The 21,964-nt window shown below is 61.1% G+C and carries 19 protein-coding genes; 7 read left to right on the top strand and 12 right to left on the bottom strand.

The window, feature by feature from the left end; genetic code table 11:
• Positions 1-39: 39 nt before the first annotated feature.
• Positions 40-1,275, bottom strand: a complete 1,236-nt coding sequence (locus tag HMPREF0576_RS07545) for a Yip1 family protein (RefSeq protein ID WP_004011366.1) — start codon at positions 1,273-1,275, stop codon at positions 40-42.
• A gap of 138 nt (positions 1,276-1,413) precedes the next feature.
• A complete protein-coding gene (locus HMPREF0576_RS07550) occupies positions 1,414-3,183 on the bottom strand; it encodes a hypothetical protein (RefSeq protein WP_036324379.1) in 1,770 nt (589 codons plus the stop codon).
• Positions 3,184-3,369: 186 nt separating this feature from the next.
• Between HMPREF0576_RS07550 and HMPREF0576_RS07555 the strand changes: the two genes are divergently transcribed.
• From HMPREF0576_RS07555 to HMPREF0576_RS07580, 6 genes are all read left to right on the top strand, one after another.
• Positions 3,370-4,539, top strand: coding sequence for a hypothetical protein (locus HMPREF0576_RS07555; RefSeq protein ID WP_004008710.1), 1,170 nt, complete (start codon positions 3,370-3,372; stop codon positions 4,537-4,539).
• Positions 4,536-6,008, top strand: coding sequence for a TadA family conjugal transfer-associated ATPase (locus tag HMPREF0576_RS07560; protein ID WP_004011369.1), 1,473 nt, complete (start codon positions 4,536-4,538; stop codon positions 6,006-6,008). Before HMPREF0576_RS07555 ends, HMPREF0576_RS07560 begins: the two co-directional genes overlap by 4 nt.
• A complete protein-coding gene (locus tag HMPREF0576_RS07565) occupies positions 6,008-7,234 on the top strand; it encodes a type II secretion system F family protein (RefSeq protein ID WP_004011370.1) in 1,227 nt (408 codons plus the stop codon). The genes HMPREF0576_RS07560 and HMPREF0576_RS07565 overlap by 1 nt, the downstream gene beginning before the upstream one ends.
• A 113-nt stretch (positions 7,235-7,347) precedes the next feature.
• Positions 7,348-7,551, top strand: a complete 204-nt coding sequence (locus tag HMPREF0576_RS07570) for a DUF4244 domain-containing protein (protein WP_004008707.1) — start codon at positions 7,348-7,350, stop codon at positions 7,549-7,551.
• Between the two features lie 8 nt (positions 7,552-7,559).
• Positions 7,560-7,988: a pilus assembly protein gene (locus HMPREF0576_RS07575; protein ID WP_245527374.1), complete on the top strand. Its 429-nt coding sequence runs from the start codon at positions 7,560-7,562 to the stop codon at positions 7,986-7,988.
• Positions 7,972-8,361 carry an Rv3654c family TadE-like protein gene (locus HMPREF0576_RS07580; protein ID WP_004008705.1) on the top strand — a complete coding sequence of 130 codons (390 nt, stop codon included), beginning with the start codon at positions 7,972-7,974 and terminating at the stop codon, positions 8,359-8,361. Before HMPREF0576_RS07575 ends, HMPREF0576_RS07580 begins: the two co-directional genes overlap by 17 nt.
• Before the next feature lie 52 nt (positions 8,362-8,413).
• Here HMPREF0576_RS07580 and HMPREF0576_RS07585 read toward each other — a convergent pair whose 3' ends face one another.
• The 8 genes from HMPREF0576_RS07585 to hemC form a co-directional block, all read right to left on the bottom strand.
• Positions 8,414-9,835: an MFS transporter gene (locus tag HMPREF0576_RS07585; RefSeq protein ID WP_004008704.1), complete on the bottom strand. Its 1,422-nt coding sequence runs from the start codon at positions 9,833-9,835 to the stop codon at positions 8,414-8,416.
• Between the two features lie 122 nt (positions 9,836-9,957).
• The gene (locus tag HMPREF0576_RS07590; RefSeq protein ID WP_004011372.1) at positions 9,958-12,441 is read right to left on the bottom strand and encodes a heavy metal translocating P-type ATPase; all 2,484 of its coding nucleotides are present in this window, start codon (positions 12,439-12,441) and stop codon (positions 9,958-9,960) included.
• Positions 12,442-12,506: 65 nt separating this feature from the next.
• Positions 12,507-12,731 carry a heavy-metal-associated domain-containing protein gene (locus HMPREF0576_RS07595; protein WP_004007756.1) on the bottom strand — a complete coding sequence of 75 codons (225 nt, stop codon included), beginning with the start codon at positions 12,729-12,731 and terminating at the stop codon, positions 12,507-12,509.
• A 134-nt stretch (positions 12,732-12,865) separates the two neighbouring features.
• A complete protein-coding gene (gene purB, locus HMPREF0576_RS07600; protein ID WP_004011373.1) occupies positions 12,866-14,323 on the bottom strand; it encodes an adenylosuccinate lyase in 1,458 nt (485 codons plus the stop codon).
• Between the two features lie 43 nt (positions 14,324-14,366).
• Positions 14,367-15,776: a glutamate-1-semialdehyde 2,1-aminomutase gene (hemL, locus tag HMPREF0576_RS07605; RefSeq protein WP_004011374.1), complete on the bottom strand. Its 1,410-nt coding sequence runs from the start codon at positions 15,774-15,776 to the stop codon at positions 14,367-14,369.
• 87 nt (positions 15,777-15,863) lie between these two features.
• The gene (gene hemB, locus HMPREF0576_RS07610; RefSeq protein WP_004011375.1) at positions 15,864-16,988 is read right to left on the bottom strand and encodes a porphobilinogen synthase; all 1,125 of its coding nucleotides are present in this window, start codon (positions 16,986-16,988) and stop codon (positions 15,864-15,866) included.
• 9 nt (positions 16,989-16,997) lie between these two features.
• The gene (locus tag HMPREF0576_RS07615) at positions 16,998-17,756 is read right to left on the bottom strand and encodes a uroporphyrinogen-III synthase (protein ID WP_004011376.1); all 759 of its coding nucleotides are present in this window, start codon (positions 17,754-17,756) and stop codon (positions 16,998-17,000) included.
• 6 nt (positions 17,757-17,762) lie between these two features.
• Entirely contained in the window at positions 17,763-18,884 is a 1,122-nt protein-coding gene (gene hemC, locus HMPREF0576_RS07620; RefSeq protein WP_004007761.1) for a hydroxymethylbilane synthase, read from the bottom strand.
• A 91-nt stretch (positions 18,885-18,975) separates the two neighbouring features.
• Between hemC and HMPREF0576_RS09340 the strand changes: the two genes are divergently transcribed.
• A complete protein-coding gene (locus tag HMPREF0576_RS09340) occupies positions 18,976-19,137 on the top strand; it encodes a type II toxin-antitoxin system VapC family toxin (protein WP_004011377.1) in 162 nt (53 codons plus the stop codon).
• 97 nt (positions 19,138-19,234) lie between these two features.
• Here the strand turns inward: HMPREF0576_RS09340 and HMPREF0576_RS07625 are convergent, their stop codons facing one another.
• On the bottom strand, positions 19,235-20,776 hold the full coding sequence (locus HMPREF0576_RS07625; protein ID WP_004011378.1) for a protoporphyrinogen/coproporphyrinogen oxidase: 1,542 nt from the start codon (positions 20,774-20,776) through the stop codon (positions 19,235-19,237).
• Between the two features lie 48 nt (positions 20,777-20,824).
• Positions 20,825-21,955 (bottom strand): uroporphyrinogen decarboxylase family protein, encoded by a 1,131-nt coding sequence (locus HMPREF0576_RS07630; RefSeq protein WP_004011379.1) that lies wholly within the window; start codon positions 21,953-21,955, stop codon positions 20,825-20,827.
• Between the last annotated feature and the right edge of the window lie 9 nt (positions 21,956-21,964).

A 21,964-nucleotide genomic window follows, 5' to 3' on the forward strand; every position in this document is an offset into this window, starting at 1 on the left:
GGACGTTCCCTCATCTAAACCTTTGGTTACTGCTGGAAACTATGCATTTTCGGCACGTGCCAAGGCTTTGTCAGCGATTTGGTCCACCCTACCTTTGCGGCGTGCGGTATGTCCCACCACGCCGATCATAATCAGCAGGATGCCGATAATCAGGAATTGTCCCGAGGCCCCGGCAGATTCGATGAGGTAACTCAGCACCTTCAGCGCCATCAGCGGGCTGTCCTGCAGTCCGTGCAGAGTGGAGCCGATCGCGTTTTTCATCACTCCGGGAACCACTACGAAAGCGCCCCCCAGCACCGTGAGCACAATTCCGGATACAAACATCCCCAGCGAGGACAATCGCACCACACTGCCGACAAAAATGACCGCTGCCAAACCCAAAATCAGGAAGATGAGTCCCTCTAAAGAGTATTTGCCTGTCTCCCATGCAGAATGGTTGGAGCCGTAAAGCAACCCCCCGGCGTGGCGTAAAAATGCCCACGCCAAAGGAACGCCAATGATGCTGATCACCAGGGACCAGGCATGTGCCCCAGCTCGGCTCAACTTCGCCGGCTTGATAGAGGCGCCTGCCAATATGGTGGACTCGTTGAGTTTTTTGTCTTCATTACCCAAAAGTTCCGGTTGACGCGGTTGCCATTTTGGGTCAGATTCCGCGGTCGTCATAGCGTCAGCAGCAGCCGCGTTCGTCAGGGGGGTTGGATTGGGTTCTGTTCCCAAGAGAGACTTCCGTCGCACTACCGTGGTTTCCACGTCATCGGCGGAGGGCACAGGGGTGGCAGCCTTGTCATTAGCGTCAACCACGTCAGCACCAGAATCAGCGGCAGTTGCAATGGTTTCTTCGTTGAGAAAAGAGGACCAGGCTTGCGTCGAGGTGTCACTGACCGGATCGGGTTCCGGTTCTGGTTCTCGCTCCGGCACAGTCTCAGATTCCGGCTCCGACTCCGGCACAGGTGCAGAAGCGAGCACGGGGGTGTCGCTATTCGCTACCGAAGTCTGCGAGACAACCGCAGTTTCCTCACTATCAGGACTAATGGTGGTTGACTGACCCTGGGGATGTTTGGGTGCGTCCGCCTCGGTATCTACGGTTTCCGGGGTGGATTCTGTCTGTGCACTGGCAGCGTCGTTAGCATCGGTATTGGAGTCTCCACCGGATTGCGCAAAAGCCTGCGCCCACGCTTCGGCAGCATCGATTTCTCCGTCCAACGGCTTTGCGGCGTCCTGAGACGCATCACGCAGGTAGTCGGGCAGTTCTGCCGGCTGATTTTCTTCGGTCACGGGAGTCTCCCTTCGTCAGTCACCTCGGAACTCACGTTAGCGCACGAGAGTGACCAAGCTCACTAGGCGCGCGGAGAAAAACCGAAGACAGTAACGAAAACCCGTGCTCACTCCTGGTGAACAACCGAGAAAGACCGGCTACGCACCAGCCTCGAGATCTGCCTTTTGATCACGTACACCCGATTGACGGCACCACCACAACGTTAAAGCACAGGCAATCAGTACAAAGCCGAAAGTCATCAGCGGTCCGCCCGAGACGTGCATGGACGCCGTGAGGTAGTCAGAAAGCATCCTGACCAGGCGTTCCGCCCAGCCGGAAGTCGACGCTTCACCGAAAGCCAGAATCGCCCCCGGGATGACGCCACAGGTAACCCCGGCAAACATCAGACCCGCGGCGGAACGAGAGCCGGAATAAACCGCTATGAACAGCAACAGGATACCCAGAATCGGCAGCCCGTAAGTCGCGACCGCCGGCAGCTTGGACAGGTGACCGCTCGCTCCAGTAATTACTGCCAACCGGTCGTGTAGCGGAATCAGCGACAACATGCCCGCGACCGTGCAGACAACCGAAACCACGATTGCCCGCAGGTGATACTTCAGACGCGAAGGCGGGGCGATGGGAGTACCTGGCTCCCGGTCATTGGTTTCGCCGAGTTGATGCTCCAGCATAGCGAAGTCCCGCCCCTCCAGATAGGCAATCTGGGCTGCCAAAGACGCCCCGACCATGACTATTGCCATAGTGGGGAACAATCCAGACGCCGTCAAGGTCGAGACTCCGTCCAAGAAATCCCACCACAGCGAATACTGCGAAGCTCCCGTCAAAGTGTCGTTGTGAGAAGCCACCAAGCCTCGAATCGGGCTAGCCAAGACCGTCAACAGCACGGGCCAGAGCGCAGAAATCGCCCAGGATAACGACGAGTAATATCCCGTGATTACACCGGTTATGGAGAGCAGCGCGGTTCCCGCCAGGATTTCAAAAATTCCCAGGAAGATGGCGACCGCACCTGCGCCATAACTGGCATCCATCACGGTTTTCGTACCCCAAATCAGGAAAATCATCGCGAGGGGTGCCACTAACAGACCGGTAAGAATTCCGATGAGATTGGCGCGCAGGGTGCTGGGCGGAGGATTGGGTACCCCGGTTTTCGCGAGGTTACGAGACTGATCGCGCAGGTGTGACAGACGTTTCCAAGTGCCGGGTCGCTTGGCAGGGGGCTCTGTCGGAGCTGGTTCAGGATTCAAACTCTCAGGAGCCTCGACTTGTTCGAATTCGTTTTGAGCGGCAGCGGCGGCGAGTTCAGTCCTCCAAGCGGCGGTTTCTGTCTCGTCGATTTCTTCGTCCGCCGCGGCAGGCGGGGCGCCAGCGCCAATCGGGGTAGACGGAACGGGCTGGGGCTGACCGGAACGAGCCGGTTGAGGTGTCGGGACCGCGGGGGCAGTAGGCATGGCAGACGCAGTCGGGACCGCGGGGGCAGCGGGGGCGGTCATAGCCGGAGGAATAGTCGCTGCCGGAGGCACAGGGACGGCAGGAACAGCGGGAACGGTCGGCGCCATCGGCGTCATCGGTACACTAGGGACGGTTGGGACGGTTGGGACACCCCTGTTTGCCGCCGGAAAAGGTTGATTAGGAACGTTTTGTGCTGGGTTGGGGACGGGTTGCCCTGGCTGAGGGACCAATCCTCGTCTCACCGCGGAACGAGATGGCAGTACCCGAGGATGAACGGTCTGGGGACCGGGGCGCCAGGCAGGAACGGGAGGATTGCCGGATATTTGACCAGGTTGCATGGGATTAACCGGGACCTGCGGACGGGCAGGAGGAAAGAACGGTTGCCCCTGGCGGCGCTGCTGCGGATCGCCTCCCTGTGGAGGAACCGGATTCCGGGGAGGCTGCGGAAGGTTATCTGACACCGAGCCATTGTATAACGCAGGGGCTACGCTATACTAAACTTCCCCAAAAATGAGTCAAGTTTTACAGGTTTTCCCAGGTAGCGCCACGCTTTCCACAGTTTTCCACAGGGCGGGGATTTTGGGGTTTTCCACAGGTAAAAATTGTTCCACTTTTTCTCTGCCAGGCGACAGCAAAAACTTGGGGGCATGGTCAATACCTTCAAGACGGTGACGCTGCTATGCGAACCGCACGAGAAAGCCTGGCGGGAACAGCTCGAAATGCTCGCCACGCTCGCGGCTGCGGATTTGCGGGTCATGGCGCCACGAGACTGGTCCGAGACGTGCGCCGGTCCGGTCTTTTGCTCTGCCCAAGCGGCCGCCGCCTTTCCGGGACGATTGGCGACGGGAACCTACCTGGTGCGTCTGCAGGGAGAGACTAACGGCAGGGCGGAAATGGGGCCAGCGCTGGTTTTGCCAGCTGATGAGCGTGAAGTGTTGGGTCTCATGCTCCCCCAGTCTGGCAGTGCTTTCACCGTCATGGTTCGCGGTTTGGTGCCGGGAGTGAAGACGACGGTCATCGCCGGATTGCTCGCACATGCCCTCGCGGTAGTGGCACACAGCGAACCGAGAGACGGACACCCTGGTGAACTCCGACGCAACTGCGTACGTTCCCGAAACAGAGGACGCGAAGCCCGATTTGCAGGTGACCGCGACGGGACTAGTGGCAGCGGGGAGTTTAGTGCGTTACCTCCGGTTTGCTGGGTGGATTGCAGTGGCTCCTACCTGCCCTTAGACGCGTGGGTCGCGCCGGTCAGCGGGGCTGATTTGGATTGGCAGGCTTGGCAGACGACCGGGCAAATTCCGGGTTTTCGTGCCGCGGCGGGACTGCCCACATGGGAGAACGTGGCGTTGCTGGGCGGTTCGGGGTCCATAGTCCGTCCCCAGACTGTTGCCGGCGTGCTGCGTGATTTGGCAGGGATTTTCCCGTGCCTGGTGCTGGATTTGGGCTCCGGAGCGGGGATACCTGCGCTATCTGAGACGGGAGTTTCACGTGGAACCGCACGGGCGGATGCCGTCGTGTGGGTCGCTGATCATTCCCGCGCAGCGCTGCTGGCGTGGGAAACGCTACCCCCGGAGTTTCCTTGTCCCACACACCTCATCGTGGTTCCCGGCGGAGGCTTGCCACCACGGCAAGCCCGCCGGGCGCTGCGCGGAATTCATCCGGAAATCGACGTTTCGGACTGGTCCTATTCTGCGCGGATTTGGGACAGTTTCGGCTGTGACGGGCTAATTGCCCCGCTGCCCCGAAAAGTGACGCACTGCACGGAAACTCTAGCGGCAAGTCTGCTGCATTTGGAACTGAGGACACGACGATGAACATTGGGGAAATGCGACGCCTGGTCGCGACCGGTTTAGATCCGGCACAAGCAATTTTACAGACCGCTCCCGCTGCCACCACCACCGGAGAGTTGGCACAGGGTGCCCGCGGGCTGCGTCAATCCTTAGAGGGGGTCGACGAGCCGCTCGGTTCCCTGCTGACCCGACCCGGAGTCACGGATTTGCTGGTCAACAGCCCTGAGGAAGCTTGGATAGATGCCGGGGCAGGTTTGGAAAAAGTGCCGGATTTTTCCATGGGATCAGCCGTGGCGCTGCGCCGGGCAGCGGTACGGATGGCTGCCGCGGCCGGGCAACGGCTCGACGACGCGACCCCGATTGTCGATGCGACATTGCCTTCAGGAGTGCGTCTGCACGCCGTGTTGCCGCCACTGTCGGGGGATTCGGCGGTGATTTCGTTGCGGGTGCCCAGTCCGGTGGCGCTACCTTTGGAGGCGGTGGTGGCATCTGGCATGGTTTCGTCATGGCTTGCTGAGGCGTTGCGCCGATTAGTGCAGGTGCAGGCGTCGGGGTTGATTACCGGGGCCACCGGTACGGGGAAGACGACTTTGCTGGCGTGTTTGTTGGGGTTGGCAGCCCCGGATGAACGTCTCATTTGTATCGAGGAGGTTTCGGAGCTGCGCCCCGCGCATCCCCACGTGGTTCATTTGCAGGCACGGGGGGCTAACGTGCAGGGAGCGGGGGGAGTGTCTCTGTCCGATTTGGTAAAGGCTGCGATGCGGATGCGCCCGGATCGTTTGATTTTGGGTGAGGCTAGGGGTGCCGAAGTCCGGGAGATGCTCTCGGCGTTGAATACGGGTCATCGCGGCGGTTGGGCGACGGTTCACGCCAATTCGGCACTGGAGGTGCCGGCACGTTTGGAGGCTCTGGGGGCTTTAGCGGGCATGAACCGTGAGGCTTTGTGTGCCCAATCCCTGCCGGCTTTCGATGTCATTGTGCATCTGCGCCGGTTTCGTAATCAGGACGGTCGGGTGCGTCGCGCGGTGGTGCAGTTGGCGCGGTTAGTCCGTGGTGCTGATGGGGCTTTGGCAGCAAAAGCGGTGTTGGATTTCAATCCCCAGACTGGGGCGGTGCAACGGTTAGAGGGCTGGCGGGATTTTGCCGTCCAGTTTGAATTGCCCGAGCCGCCACGAGACTCAGTATCGACCGTGTCCGCTGCGGCAGGTTCCCCCGCCACCGTAACGGACACCCCCAGCCACAGCACCGCCCTTGTGACCCCGAAACCGGGACATGCGGACCCCGAACTTGTGAATTCGGATCCGGAACTTGTGCGCTCAGACGCGAAACTTTTGCACCTCGAACCGGAACTGACGGAAACCAGCCGGGTTGCCACCCTCACACCGCCACCAAAATGGCAAGTTCCCCAGTTGGAATGGAACCCCGTGGGGGAACGTAATCAGGTGCCGTCCGGGTCCGTCAACGTTTTGGCAGACATTCAGGGGGTGGGCTGATGGATTCGACACAGCTGGTCACCGTGGTGGTAGCGGTGGTGTTGCTCGCGGGGGCGGGACTGTTAGCGGGAATGGGGTCACGCAGCGGGCGTGAATCACAACCGCGCGACCTACTCTCTCGCGTCGAGGCAGGGGGGGTTCGCAGCGCGAAAAGTATGGAGCGAGTACCGCTGTGGCGTGCGGTGTTTTCCAAGCGGAACAGGTGCCCGGCACCGCGGGGACTGAGGGATTTAGACGTGGGGCTGTTGTGTGCGGAAATTGCTACTCGTTTGGAGGCGGGTGCCAACATTGCCAACGCCTGGGACACCACCTTGCATCGTCTGGATACACGTCTGGATTACGCGGCAATACAAGCATTTGTGGCTCATCCGCGGTCGGGACTGTGGGAACGGCTCAATCACTGGCGGGCGGGGCGAACGGCGGAAACAAACCCGCTGGCGCGGGTACGTCATCCGGAGGCTGCCGCGCAAGCCTTGCGGGGTATGTTGATTGCCACCCAAGTAGCGACCCAGGTTGGAGCCCCCTTGGCAGAGATTTTGAACCGGGTTGCGGACGGGATTGCCGCCACACTAGAGACCGCCGCGAAACGTCACACCGCCCAGGTCGGTCCTAAAGCTACCGCGCGCCTGCTAGGAGTGCTGCCTTTGGCGGCGCTGGGGATGGCGCAGTTTATCGGGGTGGATGTCATTGATATGGCTTTTCAAGGCGGTATCAACACCTGGGTTTTCGTCATCGGTCTGGGTCTGATGGTGGCAGGAAACCTGTGGTCAGCCGCCATGATTCGCCAGGCTACCGGCAGCTCTGTGACGGGGCTTGATCCGACTTTGGCGATGGACATTATTGCGGCCTGTCAGCAAAACGGAGTGTCTCTGACGTCCACTCTGCAAGCTGTGTCGGCGGCGAGTGAGGAGGCGGATTTGGCGGTGGTGGCGCGGATGCTGCTGTTGGGGGCGGACTGGGATGAGGCGTGGGCGCAGGCGGATAGCAAGTGGGTTGACTTAGCCAGCGTGTTACAGCCGGCGTGGGAGGAGGGCGCCTCTCCGGTGCCTCTGTTGGTGCGCGGGGCTTCGCGAACTCGGACCGCGGAGATTCACCGGGCTGTCGACGCGGCGGAACGTTTAGGGGTGCGGCTGATGATTCCCCTGGGGGTGTGTTTATTGCCGGCATTTTTTGCGCTGGGGATTGTGCCGGTGGTGGTGTCCACGATTGAGGACCTCATTTCATGAGGGAAATACAGACTTCCCTTTGTCAATGCACAAGGGGGGTGCCAGTTCGTCACCGTGACGGCTGGCGGTCACGCGGAAGGTCCGCGAGACAAATTGCAAAAAGGAGAAAGAAAATGAACAAGGTAAGCGCATTACAAATGAAGGCACTGTCTTTTTGGACTCGTCTGAAGGGCGAGGAGGACGGCATGGCGACCGCGGAATATGCCATCGGTACCCTGGCGGCGGCAGCTTTCGCGGGATTGTTGTTGATGATTATGAAAGGCGGCGAGTTGAAAGGCGCGCTGCAGTCCATCATCGAAGCGGCTTTGCAGGTCTGAGCATGTTGATGAGTGTCGGGAAAGGTTGGCGTCAGCAGCTTCGCCGGCGCTTGTTGCGTCGCTGGCTGGTTCGGGGGCGGCGTCTCAGTTCGGAACACGGGATGGTTACGACCGAGCTGGCGTTGACCTTTCCCGCAGTCATCATGATTGTGGTGGCTTTGGCGTTGACCGGGGCAGCCGGTATGGCAGGAGTTCAGGTCAACACTGCCGCACGAGCAGCTTGCCGGTCAGTGGCTATTGGAGAGGACAGCGCGGCAGCAGTGGCAGCCGGTAATCGGTTGCTTGGGGGTGCCGGGGGCGCTGCGGGTGCGGTGAGCGTCAGTACCACTGGCAAGGACGTGCAGTGTAGCGCCACCAAGAAGATGCCCGCGATGCTCGGAATGCTCGGTATGAGCGCCAAAGCGCAGGCGGTGATTCCTCGTGAAGATTCGTGGTGAAACTGTCCGACAGGAGTCGCTCCAGGAGGGGCTGCGTGATGAACGTGGTTCGGGAACCGTGATGGCCTTGGGGTTGATTCTGTTGGGGCTGGCTTTGACCTTGGGTTTGGCACAGGTCGGGGTGGCAGCGGTGGGTTCGACCGCCGCTCATCAGGCCAGCGATTTGGCTGCCATTGCCGGGGCTACCGCCGTGTTGACTGGCGGGGACGGGTGTGTAACTGCCGGGGAATACGCCACCAAGAACGGCTCTCACCTGGAGTCTTGTTCGGTTTCCGGATGGATGGTGACCGTTCGGGTGGCGAAGCCGTTGAAAATCGGGCTGGTGCCGGAGGCGCAGTCGACGTCCCGAGCCGGTCCGGAATTCCTGGGCTAGGCGGTTGGGCGCGCGGTCCTGGCAGGTCTGAAAGTCCTCGCCGGGCGCGCGCTCAGCTCAGGCTTTGCCGGACCCGGGCGGCGGTGCCGTGCGCCCAGCCGGTCGTGACCACCACCGCGATGACGGCTACTGTGGCGCCCAGGAAGATGGTGATGTACCAAGCCGGATGGGCAGCCTCGTGAATGGGCAGGCCGCGCGCTACTCCCAGGTTCATGAATGCGCCGAAACCTGCGATGCCCAGGGACATGCCGATTTGGCGGGCAGTGGACGTGGTGGCAGAAGCGACCCCGGCCTGGCGTTCCGGCATGGCTGCCAGTACCCGGTTCGTCACCGGCATGTTGGTAAAAGCCAGTACCACCCCAGCTAAAGTTGTCGCCATGAACAGCAACACGACCGGACCGGTGCTGTTCAGGGGCAGCAGGCAGACGCCCAACAGCAGGGTACCGATACCGGCTGTCAGGAACGCCGCTCGGTAGTTGCCCGCGGCGACGATACGTCCTGCCGCGACGGCCGCGACCGTGTTGGCAAGCGCCAGAGGCAGCATCATCAGCCCGGCGTGCAACGGGGTGAAACCCAGGTCTAGCTGCAGGTAGAGGGCAAACACGAACATGAAACCGCCGTGGGTAATAAAGACGAACTCCATGACGGACAGGGACCCGACGAAAGGAACGGAACGGAAATAACGAAAATCTAGCATCGGCCAGGGTGTGTGAGTCTCTCGCCACACAAAGCCGAGGGAGGCTGCCAGGAATATCCCTGCGAGAATCCACTCGCGGAGACCAAAAATGCCTTCTCCGAAGCTGATGATGTCATAGGTCAAGGCACCCATGAGGATGGCGGTCAAAATTTGACCGGGAATGTCCAGGCGGCGCCCGGTTTCATCACGGGATTCGGGGACTTCGCAGATGATGCCCGCCAGGGTCAACGCCAACAGTGGGAGCGGCGCCCAAAACACGGCGCGCCAATCGACCCAGGTCACCAGCGCCCCAGCCAGCACCGGTCCGGCGGCTAAACCGACTCCGAGCAGGGCATTCCAAAACCCGATGGCTTTCGCGCGTTCCACCGGGTCGCGAAACACCTCGTTGATGACCGCGAGGCTGATAACCGGCAGCATACAGGCTCCCAGTCCTTGCAAGCCGCGGCCGACAATCAACACCAGCGGCATCCACGCTACGGCAGCCAACACGGTACCGACCGTGAAAGTCGCCATGCCGACAATCATGGTGCGGCGGCGTCCGAAACGGTCGCCCAAAGCTCCGGTCACCATCAGCATGGCTGCCAAAGCGAGGGCATAAATGTTCAACGACCACTGCAGTTCCCCGGTGCTGGCGTGCAAATCCGCCCGAATTGCCGGTAGAGTCACGTTCATTGCGTTTAGATACAGCTGGGTACACACGACGGTCATCGAGCACACCAACAGCACTCGTTTGCGTCGTGCCGGCGTCAAAGCGTCAGCATCATTCTCAGAAGCCACCTCTACCGTCCCTTCGCTGACCTCCCTTAGTCTAGCGTTTTTACGCCCGGCACCAATCCGCGCGAAAGGTTTGGGTCGCCCGGTTTGCGCCGCGGTGTCCCACGTCTAAAAAACCGGCGAAGTTACAGGTGAACACGGTTTAGGCGCAGGGAGTTCAGCACCACCAGCACCGAGCTGGACGCCATGAAAGCCCCCGCCAGCACCGGGTTCAACATTCCCGCGGCCGCCAGGGGGATGGCCACAATGTTGTAACCAAAAGCCCAAGCGAGGTTCTGTTTGATGTTTCGCAGGGTGGCTCGAGACACGTTGATAGCCTGGGTGATTGCCTCCAGATTGGGGTTCACCAGGGTGATGTCCGCGGCACCGATAGCCGCATCGGTGCCGGTGGCCAGGGCAATCCCCAGGTCGGCGGCGGCTAGGGCGGCTGCATCGTTGACACCGTCCCCGACCATTGCCACGATTTTTCCGGCGTCTTGCAGTTCCCGGATCGCGTCGACTTTGCCCTCCGGGCTGACCCCCGCCACGACCGTTTCGATTCCGGCCTGGTCGGCCGCTAGGCGTGCAGGTTCGCTCTGATCTCCGGTCAGCAGGACGGTTTCGATACCGGCCGCTTTCAGGCTGGCTACCGTGTGTGCGGCTTCGGGTTTGACCGGGTCGCTGAACGTAAACACGGCGAGGGCTCGCGCCTGCACTAGGTCTCCCGCTACGGCGGCGGCATTGTTTTCGCTGCGCCGGCCCGGTTCGGCCGCGGTTCCCGCACTGTCCAGCAAACTGGCCCCGTACCCGGCCTTTTCGACCTGCGCAATCAGGGTTTCAACCGGGATATCCGCGGTGAGAGTCACGGTGGCGATTTCTAAGGGGAGGTTCACGACAGCCGAAACTCCCTCGAGTTTATTGAGCCGCTTTTCCACTCGCGCCACGCAAGACGCGCAGGTCATTCCCGTGACTTTCAAGGTCATTTCCCTACTGGCTCTCCCCGCCGCCAGCTGCCCGTTACCGGCCGGCTCACCTGGCAACACCGGACAGGCGTCCCCGGAAACTTGTGACGACCAGTCCGCACCCGTAGCCAACACCGCCACGGTCCGCCCTTGTGACTGGGCGGCCTCAATCGCCGCAGCCAGCTCCGGGGGAATGTCCGCGCCCATCGCCGTGAGCCACTTCGGTTTCCCAATCGCATAGGCCACGCCGTCTACGAAACCTCCGGCGCCGCGCCCGATGAACGTGACGAACCCGGTCAAGGCGCCGGGTCCGCTCCCGCAGTCTCTCGCCTTTGCCGCCGCGACCAGGGCTTTTCCAATCGGGTGGGGGGATCCTGTCTCTAGTGCAGCCGCCAACGCGAGAGCCTGGGTATCCCCCAGCGACGCCATGTCCGCGGTCCTCGGAGCGGACACCGTCACGTCCTCCAGGCTCATTTCGCCGCTGGTCAGCGTGCCGGTTTTGTCCATGACCAGGGTGTTGATGCGCCGGGTTTCCTCCAGAATCTGGGGACCTTTCAGCAAGATGCCCGCGCGGGACGCCCGGGTGGATCCGACCAGCAAAGCCATCGGGGTCGCCAACCCCAACGCGCACGGACAGGCGATGACCAGCACTGATACCCCGGCGGTGAAAGCGGCAGGGAACGGTTGTCCGCCTCCCAGCCACAGCGCGAAAGTCAAGACAGCCAGGGCAATCACCACCGGGACGAACACTGCCGACACTCGGTCCGCTAGGCGGGAAACCGGGGCTTTCTCGGCTTGAGCGCGGGTCACCAGCCGGGTGATTTGGGCCAGTTTCGTTTCCGCACCGACTTTGGTGGCCTGGGCGACCAGCAGGCCTTGGACGTTGATGGTGGCGCCGGTCACACTATCGCCCACGGATTTTTCGACTGGGACAGGCTCGCCGGTCAGCATGGATTCGTCAACGGTGGAATGTCCCTCGAAAACGATGCCGTCGGTGGCGATTTTTTCCCCGGCTGGTACCAAAAAGTAGTCCCCCGGCTGGAGCGCGGCGACGTCGATAGTTTCAGTTTCCCAAGGCGTGGTCGTGTCACGAGGGTCGCCGGGGCGAGTGACGCGCACGGCGTGTTTTGCCCCCAGGGACAGCAAGGCGCGTAGCGCCGAGGTTGCCGAGGACTTGGCTCGGGCCTCTAAATACCGTCCGGTCAGCAAGAATACGGTAATCATCACGGCGGTTTCGAAAAAGATTTCGCCGCCGGGTCCTGTTTCGTGCGCTGCCGCGAGCGGGTTCATGCTCATGTTCATGGTCATGCCGATACGGCCGGCGGGGGTGAAAATCAGTGCCCCCCAGGAGTACAGCGTCGCCACGCTAACCCCCAACGCAACCAGGGTGTCCATCGTGGTGGACCCCCCTCGTGCCGCCCGCAGAGCCCCGCGATGAAACGGCGCGGCGGACCAGCCCACCACCGGCAGACTGCACACCCCCACGACCCACTGCCAAGCCGGGAACTGCAGGACTTCCAGCATGGAAATCACCATCACCGGCAGACCAAAAATCAGCGCCACCACCAGGCGACGTCCCAGGTCTTGTCGGCGCAGCCCGGTCGGGTCCAGCGCTGGATCCATCGCCGGGTCAGCGGAGGAATTAACTGTCGTTTCGTTGTGTGTCATCAAATCACCGGGCCGACCCCGCGCCGTCCTCACACCACCGCTGGAGACAGCGAAGGAAACAAAATCTAGCGGTTGATGGACACCACGCGGTAGTTGCCGGCGTCCTGCACGGTTTCGGTGAGGACCTGGTCGGAGGGCAGGCTTTCGCCAGTCACGGTAGCGACACCGCGGCCCTCGTCACGCACCACTTCGACCCGCTCAACGCCCGCTAGGTCGCTGAGGTCAGCGGTGATGTGCTTGACGCACATGTCACAAGTCAGTCCGTCGAGGTTCATGGTGAGGGTTGCCATTAGGGTTCCTTTCGTTGCTGTTTCGCGATATTGGCCGCTCGTAGGACCACTGTCTATTTTAACCACCGGTTGCGCCAAATTATTCCCACCCGGCACGTGACCGGAATCGGTCCGGCGTAACGTGGCGAGCCGGTCTATTTGAGATAGTCGACCAGCTCGGCAGCCAAGCCGATGTAAGTCGCGGGACTCAGCGCCTGCAAACGTGCGGTTTGCTCGGCGGGAAGCCCCAAACCGGAAATAAACTCACGCATCCGAGCCCCGTCAACCTTGTGCCCGCGGGTCAGCTCTTTCAAGCGCTCGTAAGGGTTATCCATACCGGGAACCCCCGCAATCCCCGCCACGCGCATAGTCTGTTGGACTGCCTCGCCCAGCACTTCCCAGTTGTCATCCAAATCGGCTGCCATCACGGCGGCATCAACTTTCAGCCCCGCCAGTCCGCGTCGCAGATTATCGATTGCCAGCAAGGAGTGACCAAACGCGGTGCCGATATTGCGCTGGGTGGTGGAATCGGTGAGGTCGCGCTGCATCCGGGTGGTGACCAGAGTCTGTTCCAGTACCTCGAACAGACCGGAGGAAATCTCGAGGTTCGCTTCGGCATTTTCAAACCGAATCGGGTTGATCTTATGCGGCATGGTTGACGATCCGGTCGAACCTTGCGCTGCCAAATCTTGGGCAAAATACCGCAGGGAAATATAGGTCCAAATGTCGGTGGCGAGGTTGTGGGCGATGCGGTTAAAGTGCGTGACCGTCGCGTAAAGCTCCGCTTGATAGTCGTGGGACTCAATCTGGGTAGTCAACGGGTTCCAGGTCAAACCCAGACGATCCTCGACAAAACCGCGGGACAGAGCCGGCCAATCCGCTCCGGGTACCGCGACCGTGTGCGCCGCAAAATCGCCGGTCGCGCCGTTGATTTTGCCCAAGTATTCCTGGGCTTCGACGCGTTTCAGCTGGCGATTCATACGCCAGGCAAACACGGCAAGTTCATGTCCCAAGGTGGTGGGGGTGGCGGGCTGCCCGTGGGTGTGGGCCAGCATCGGCACCTGAGCGTTTTCCTGGGCAAGGTCGGTGATTTGGGTTTGCAGGGCGCGAGCGGCGGGCAGCCACACCCGTCCCACCCCCTGCTTTAACAAGATCGCATAGGTCAAATTGTTGATGTCCTCAGAAGTGCAGAATATGTGCACCATTTCTTTGAGCTTCGGCAGTGCCTGACCTTCCGCACCTCCCAACACCTCCGGGGCCGCTTCAAGGGCGGACTTCAAAAGGTATTCCACAGCTTTCACGTCATGCTTGGTTTTTGCTTCGGTTTCGCTCAGCGTAGCGATTTCATCCGCCCCGAAAGTCCCCACCAGACCCCGCAGATAGGATTTTTCTGCCGCGCTCAACACCGGCGCACCGTCCAGTACTTCCTGGTCCGTGAGCCAAATGAGCCACTCAATCTCTACGAACAGGCGTGCCCGGTTCACCGCCGCTTCGGAAAACCAGTCCACCAGCGGAGCCACGACCCCGCGGTATCTTCCATCCAGTGAACCGAGGGCAATCGCCGGGCTCAGCGCCCCCAAATCAACGTGTGCGGTAGGAAATTCAGTAACCATTTTTCTGCTTTCAATAGTTGTGAGAGGGGGTTGGCGGTTAGGTTCAACCCTGCGGCGGTTCGGCAGCAGCCGCTGCCTTCGCTGCCGCCGGAATTGCGTCCAAAATCTGGTTCATGGCGGCATCGTCACCGAAGTGGGCTGCGGACACGAACCAGGCTTCGAACACGGAGGGCGGCAACATGACGCCTTGCCGGTGAAACTCCCAGAACATCGGGGCGAATCGCCAGGTTTCCTGGGCTTTCGCGCCAGCATAATCGGTGACGGGAGTTTCGGAAAAGAACACGGAGAACAGCGACCCAGCACGCCCAATGAAGTGAGGCACGCCCTCCCGGTTCAACGCCGCGTCCAGGGCGCCCGCAATCGTGTCTGCCACGGCATCGACCTTGCCATACACGTTATTGTCGGCACCTCGTAAAGTGGCCAACCCGGCCGCGCAAGACAGCGGGTTGCCGCTCAGGGTTCCGGCCTGATAGACCGGACCGAGGGGCGCGAGCTGATCCATCAGTTCAGCCCGACCCCCAAGAGCTGCCAAGGGCATTCCTCCCCCGATGACCTTGCCGAAAGTCAGCAAATCTGGGGTCCAAAACTCACCGAAGGTCACGCCCTTATTTTGGGCAGCAACCCCCACGGGGAATAATCCCGCCGGTCCGGACGTGGTACCTACCGGACTTTCCAGATATTCCCGCCCGGTGGACAGTCCCCACCAGCCCGACGGCGACACCCTAAACCCGGTCAACACTTCGTCTTGAATCATCAATGCCCCGTGCTCGCGGCACAACCGGGAAATTTCAGGCAGGAATCCGGCTCGCGGTGCCACAACACCCATATTCGCGGCAGCACCTTCCACAATGACGGCAGCGATTTCGGAACCGCGCTGCGCAAACGCTTCTTGCACAGCTTTCACATTGTTGTAGGGCAACACCAAGGTCAGGGCAGAAATTCCTGTCGGCACGCCCGCGGAAGCAGGCAAGCCGCCGGTGGCGACTCCGGAACCGGCTTCGCTGAGCAGACAGTCAGAGTGTCCGTGATAGTTACCGGCGAACTTGATAATCAAATCCCGCCCGGTCACCCCGCGCGCCAAGCGGATAGCCGTCATGGTCGCCTCGGTCCCGGTCGAAACAAACCGGACCTTTTCTGCCAGCGGCACCCGTTTCCGGATAGCCTCTGCCAACAGGGTCTCCGACTCGGTGGGCGCCCCGAAACTGAGACCTGCCTCCGCCGCGGTCCGGACTGCGTCTACCACCCGTTCATCGGCGTGACCCAGCAGCATCGGACCCCACGAACAAATCAAATCAACAAACTCGTGACCTTCCGCATCCCACACGCGCGGACCCTTCGCGCGAGCCACGAAAGACGGCACCCCCCCGACCGAACCGTAAGCGCGCACGGGGGAATCAACCCCTCCGGGGATGACGGCTTGCGCCGCCGCAAACAAATCAGCATTCGTTGTCATTTCGCCCTCCTTTGGGTGATGAAAGGACCTTGTCACAAGTTCTTTCGAGCTACGTGTTCAGTTCACTAACCGTGGCGGGGGCTCGGGTTACGCCAAGCCTTGCGCCGCTTCAATCGCATAGTAAGTCAACACAATGTCCGCTCCGGCGCGAACGATTGAAGTCAAGGACTCGTCGATGACGCGAGAACGGTCAATCCAACCGTTAGCGGCCGCAGCTTCAATCATCGCGTATTCACCGGACACCTGGTAAGCAGCCACCGGCACCGGTGCCGCCGCAGCGATATCAGACAGCACGTCCAGGTAAAGCGAGGCTGGCTTGACCATTACCATGTCGGCGCCTTCCTCAATGTCCAGCAGGGTTTCCCGCATTCCTTCGCGACGGTTGGCAGGGTCTTGCTGATAGGTGCGCCGGTCGCCTTTCAGGGCGCAACCGACCGCGTCCCGGAACGGTCCGAACAGGCCGGACGCATATTTGGCAGAGTAAGCCATAATCGCCACGTCACTGTACCCGGCTTGATCCAGAGCAGCACGAATCGCTGCAACCTGACCGTCCATCATGCCACTGGGTCCGACCGCGGCCGCTCCCGCCCGCGCTTGTGACACCGCCGTGGCGGCATAACAAGACACTGCCCAATCGTTGTCTACCGCGCCATCGGGTCGGAGTGGTCCGCAGTGTCCATGCGAGGTTGTCTCATCCAGACAGGTGTCCGCCATGACCACCAACTGATCCCCGACCTCTGCGGCGAGCGCAGCGATGCCCCGGTTTTGAATCCCGTCGGGGTCCCAAGCTGCCGAACCGATTTCGTCCTTGTCAGCGTCGGTGGGGACTCCGAACACAATCATGCCCCCGATGCCGGCATCCGCCGCTTCCCGACCCAGTTTCGCCAAAGATTCCGGCGTGTGCTGGTATTGACCAGGCATGGAAGGAATCTCTACCGGTTCAGTAATCCCGTCGCGCACAAAGACGGGCAATATCAGCTGTTCGGGGCTCCAGCGGGTTTCCGTCACCAGACGGCGCATCGCCACGGAGGTACGCAACCGGCGGGGACGCACGAAAGGGGTCAGACCGTGGGGCAGTTTCCGCGCGGGCACGACCTTTTCGTTCGCCCCGGCTTTCGTTTCAGCTTCACCAGTACCGGTGTGCCGTCCTCCGGTCGCGCTCGGAGTGGTCGGTCCTACGCCCAAGTTTGCGGCGTGCGGTAATCCTGTCATAGTTATCCCCTAATCTTGTGCGGCTTTCTTTTCTTGCTCTCTAACGGCGTCCTCGTAAGCCCGAACGACCCCTTCGGTGTTCGTGGTTTCGCAGACTTCGGCGGCGGACCAGCCCAGTTCCCGCAGTACGGTTGCCGAAGATTTCCCAAAAGCGATGGGCTCGGGCCATTGTTTCACGCCGGCTTTCGTCAGCAGTTGGTGGGCAGCGTGCGCCACCGAACCGGCAGTAATCAGCACGTAGGTGTGCGCCCCCGGAGCCAAGGCGGCCTCCCATTCCAGTGGCAGATCGGGCAGGCACACGGATTCATAGAGTCGCAGTTTTTCTACGTTATATCCCTTGCGGTTCAGTCCTTGCCCCAAGGTCGGTGCCGCGCCGACCGCGCCGGGCAGCAGCACTGTTCCGGTTCCTGCCGGGAACACTTCGACCAAGGACTCGGCGCACGCCGGATCCGGTCCCACCAGGTCAACGTGACCGTCGAACTGGCGGATGGCTTCGGCAGTGGCACTACCTACGGCAGCAACCTGCACTTGGGCAAACAAATCTTCCAGGTCGTAGTGAGCGTCCAGGAATGTCGCCGTCGCCACGCTGGAGAGCACGACCCAGTCATATTCCCCGCTCTGCAGCCGTTGCATCGGATCAAACCAGTCCTCGCTGGGGGTGGGCACTTTCTCAGTTACAGGCGCACACACGACCGGCAGTCCGGCCTGTTCCAATCCCGTTGCCAACACGTCACCAGGGACTCTGGGCACCAACAGTTTAGGTTTCATCAAATGCTATTCTCCCCACAATTCCTTTTCATTGCATATCGTCTGATTTGCGTCTGTCTGAGTTGACGCGGATTTGGCGGCTTTGAGGTCTGCGATTGTTGCGGCTCCGGCCTCCAAGAGTTCTCCCGCCAAATCTACCCCGAGCTGCTCGGCAGCAGCCAGGGCAAAATCACGCTGCGCGGCTTCGGCTCCCAGCAACACGGTGGTTTCCCCATTGACTTCCAGGACTTCGCCCTGATTTCCGATGACTCGGGCAGTCAGTTCCAGGCGTCCCGAAGGTGCCTCGGTATGTTTGTCCCAAGTCACGACGCCTCGTACGCCCAAGGGTGCGGCGCAGCCCGCTTCGAGGTAGCGCAGCAGGGCGCGTTCCGCACTGACTTCTAACCGGGTGGGTTCGTCGTCCACAAACTTGAGGATTTGGGCGAAGTTTCGCCCCTCATCACTGTCCAACAGCTCGGAACGGGTTTCCAGGGCTAAGGCACCCTGTCCGCCGGCAGGAATCACCGTACCTTCCAGGGAATCCGTAATTGCGTCATCCATTCCCAAGCGACGCAGCCCGGCTCGCGCCAGCACCACCCCGTCCAGGTCTTCGGCAGCTTTCCCCGACGGCAGACCAGCCTGTTCAGCTACGGCAGCCAAACCTTTCACCCGCCCGACCCGCGTGGGGACGTTGCCGCGAATGTCTACCAGCTCAATATCTGGACGTGCCACCGCAATCTGGCGAGCTCGGCGAGGCGAGCCGGTACCCAGACGCGAACCGGCGGGCAAATCTGCCAAGCTGAGACTGTCCCGCGCCACCAACACGTCTCCCGGATCTTCACGAGTCGGGGTGGCAGCCACCACCAGACCGTCTACCGGCACGGTGGGCAGGTCTTTCAGAGAGTGGACCACCAGGTCGCAGTGACCCTCCAGCAGTGCCACCCGCAGGGCTGCGGCGAACACGCCAACGCCACCCAGGCTGGCTAGTGAAGCCCGATTGATGTCGCCCTCCGTGGTAAACGTCTGTACCTGAACGTGTAACCCGCGCTGCTCCAAGTCGGAGGCGACGGCGCGGGTTTGGGTCAAAGCCAGGGCGGAGGCACGGGTGCCAATCACGAGCGGACGCTCAGTGCTGCCAATCGTTTGCATAGGTTCTAGCTTAGGACAAAGCAGGGTTAAGTTGTAACCGAAGAGACAAACGAACCTCCCACTTTTCTAGCGTTAAGGCTAGAAATTCTTTATGCCGATGCTGACTATCAGAGATTCCCAAGTGTATGAAAACGTTCGCGAGCTCGCGAATCGTAAAGGCATAACCATGACTGCCGTGGTCGCCCGCGGCTCGGGTTCCCCCGCCAAGCTAAACTTCGGAGACTGTTTCTCCTACGCCGCCTCCGCGCCCTGAATGAACCGCTGCTGTTCAAGGGCACGGACTTCAGCGCTACCGACGTCATCGCGGCATGAGCATCCGGCGACCGTCCGCCCCACCCTCGTGACCTGTCCTATTGAAACTGCAATCCGCGTGCAACCACGGCGGTAATCCCGGTCCCAGCAAACAGCGCGCCTTCCAAATCCAAGCCCTCTACGCGTTCGGCGGCAGCGGCAATCTGGTTCAGCACCGCGCGTTCCTCGACGGTAGGGTGAGCCATAGCGTCTCCCCAAAAGATACGGCGCGAATCCAGGACCTGATCCATGGTCAGTTCCACCCCCAGCATCCGCGACGCGTCTGCCAAAGCTCGCTCCACGCTCACCTGATACACGAAGCCTTCCGGGTCGCCCTCCCGACCGTAGGAAATCCGCAGGATATGCGTATGAGGGGCAGCTCCTGCCATCGTCCCGGGCCATTTCGCTGAATAGTTCGTGATGGCTTTGGCCTGCAGGACGTTCGGGTCCTCATCAGGTCCGCAGGGCGGGGGACCGACCAACATGCCTGACCCGCGCGGCGGATTGTCCAGTTGGGGCGCGTTGACCGCCAGGGTCACATTCATCACGTGAGTGCCTTTATGCAGCTGAAATCCGGTGGTCAAATCGCCGATTTCTTCCAAAGCCGCCGCGTCAAACCGTACGGTGGCGTCCCGGTGTTCACGTTCGGCGTGATACTTCAGACGCAACATCGAGGCCGCGGCCGAGTTCAGCACTTTCAACGCACTGTTGCCCGGCAGCGCCACCACAATTCGGTCGGTCGCCAAACCGAAAGCGTTACCGATTTCTTCCGGGGGACCGCCCTGGAACTTGGTGTTGGAAATCGTGTGTTTGCACCACACGACCCAGCGCGGGTTGTCCGCGCCGATACCGGCTTCAACGTGCATGACTCGCACGTGGTTGTCGATGCGTCCCCCCGCCGCGGTAATACGTTTCACCAGCTCGTCTACCAGCTTGAACATGCCGCCTTCGGGCATCATCACCACGATGGAGTTGGGTTTGCGGGTGGCAGCCACCGCCTTGGTCAGCGACCCGGTGCGCGCCAAAGCGGCACGCAATCCCGGGGCCACTCGGTCGGGATCTAATCCGTAGGGGTGTGTGGAGTGAATGCCTCCCGCGAATGGGGTCACGAACGCGTCCAGCACGTCTTTGCCCAGCCGGGCTTCGACCATTTCTCCAAAACTTTTCGCGTCTGCACCGACTTCTGCGGGCAGCGTCAAATCCTGTCGGGCGCGTTCCAGGGCTTGTGGTCCGGCAATGTGAGTCAGTCCCTCCACGAACACCGGGTCATCAAGGTTGGCGGGAATGCCCAGCGTGCCAAAGGGAATCCGCACGGCATCATTGCGACCGTGATCCCATACCCAGGAGTCGCTGTGGGGGGCGACCGGGTGCAAGCCCAGTTCCTGACACAGCTCCGTAACTTCGGGGGTGCGGGTAGCGTAGGACTCGGCTCCGATGTCCACGGTGGCTCCCCCAAAGACTCCCGAGCAGACCAGACCGCCAGGGCGCCCGCGTTCCTCCAAGATGAGGGGACGCAGCCCGCGTTTTGTCGCCGCGTATCCAGCCGCCAGCGCGCCGAGCCCGCCGCCGAGGATAATCATGTCGAAGCCTTCGTCAGTCATAGTGTTTTCCCTTCAAAAGCGTAATCTGGTGGGTTTGGTGGGAGTCTTTCAGTTTTCAGTCGGGGACGTTGCGGGAGGTCGCCACGTGTGAATCCGCGCGGTCAGTTCGGTCAGCACCCCAGGGTCAGTCTCGGGTCGCACCCCGTGTCCCAGGTTGAAAATGTGGGCAGGGGCAGCGAGTCCGGTCTGGAGGACTTTTTCGGCTTCGCGCCAGATTTGCTCCATGTGGTCGGTTGGTTTCGCGTCGGTTGGGGTGGAGTCAGTTTGTGCCGACTGCTCCGCAGTGACCAGCAGGTCTGGGTCGAGGTTACCCTGCAGGACTTTTCCGGGCAGCCGCCGCGCGGCGGCGTCCAAGCCCAGGTCGGAGCTGATTGAGACCACCTCCGCGATTTCGCCCATTGCCTCGATGAGGTGGGCAGTGCCAACCCCAAAATGAACGTGGGTGGCTCCCCGCGCGCCTTGGAAAGCGAGTGACGAGTAGGGCAGCGCGAATTGGCGGTACTCTGATGCGGTCAGGGACCCCGCCCAGGAATCAAACAGTTGCACCGCCTCAGCGCCACCGTTGATTTGGGCTTTCATGAACTGCCCGGACAGTTTGGCACACCAGGTCGCCAGTTTGTTCCAGGCGGCGGGTTCAGCTTCGATAAAAGCTCGGGTTTCCAGGCATTCTCTGCGTCGCGGACCGCCGGCTTCTAACAGGTAGGACGCCAGGGTAAACGGCGCTCCGGCAAAACCCAACAGGACTTTTTCATAAGGTAGTTCCCGACGGACGTGAGCGGCAGCTTGCTCGATTACCGACCAGTCCGTGACTTCCAGCTCGGTCAGTTTTTCTATCTCGGCAACGCTGGTCAGAGGCTGTCTCAATACCGGTCCGCGGCCGGGCACAATGTTAATGTCCGCGCCCGCCAGATACAGTGGCACCACAATATCGGAAAAGAACACGGCGGCATCAACGTGGTGGCGGCGCACTGGCTGGAGGGTAATCTCGGCAGCAATCTCTGGGATGGTGCAGCTTTCGAGCATGGTTTTGCCCTCGCGCAGGGCGCGGTATTCCGGCAGGGATCGTCCGGCTTGGCGCATGAACCACACCGGGGTGGTCAGCGGTCTGATTCCATTCAACGCGGCGCGAATGTTCGACCCAGAAAATAGCGGGTCAAGGCCCAGAGAAGATGCAGCCAAAATCCAATC

The organism is Mobiluncus holmesii ATCC 35242 (assembly GCF_000185445.1).
Lineage (GTDB): Bacteria > Actinomycetota > Actinomycetes > Actinomycetales > Actinomycetaceae > Mobiluncus > Mobiluncus curtisii.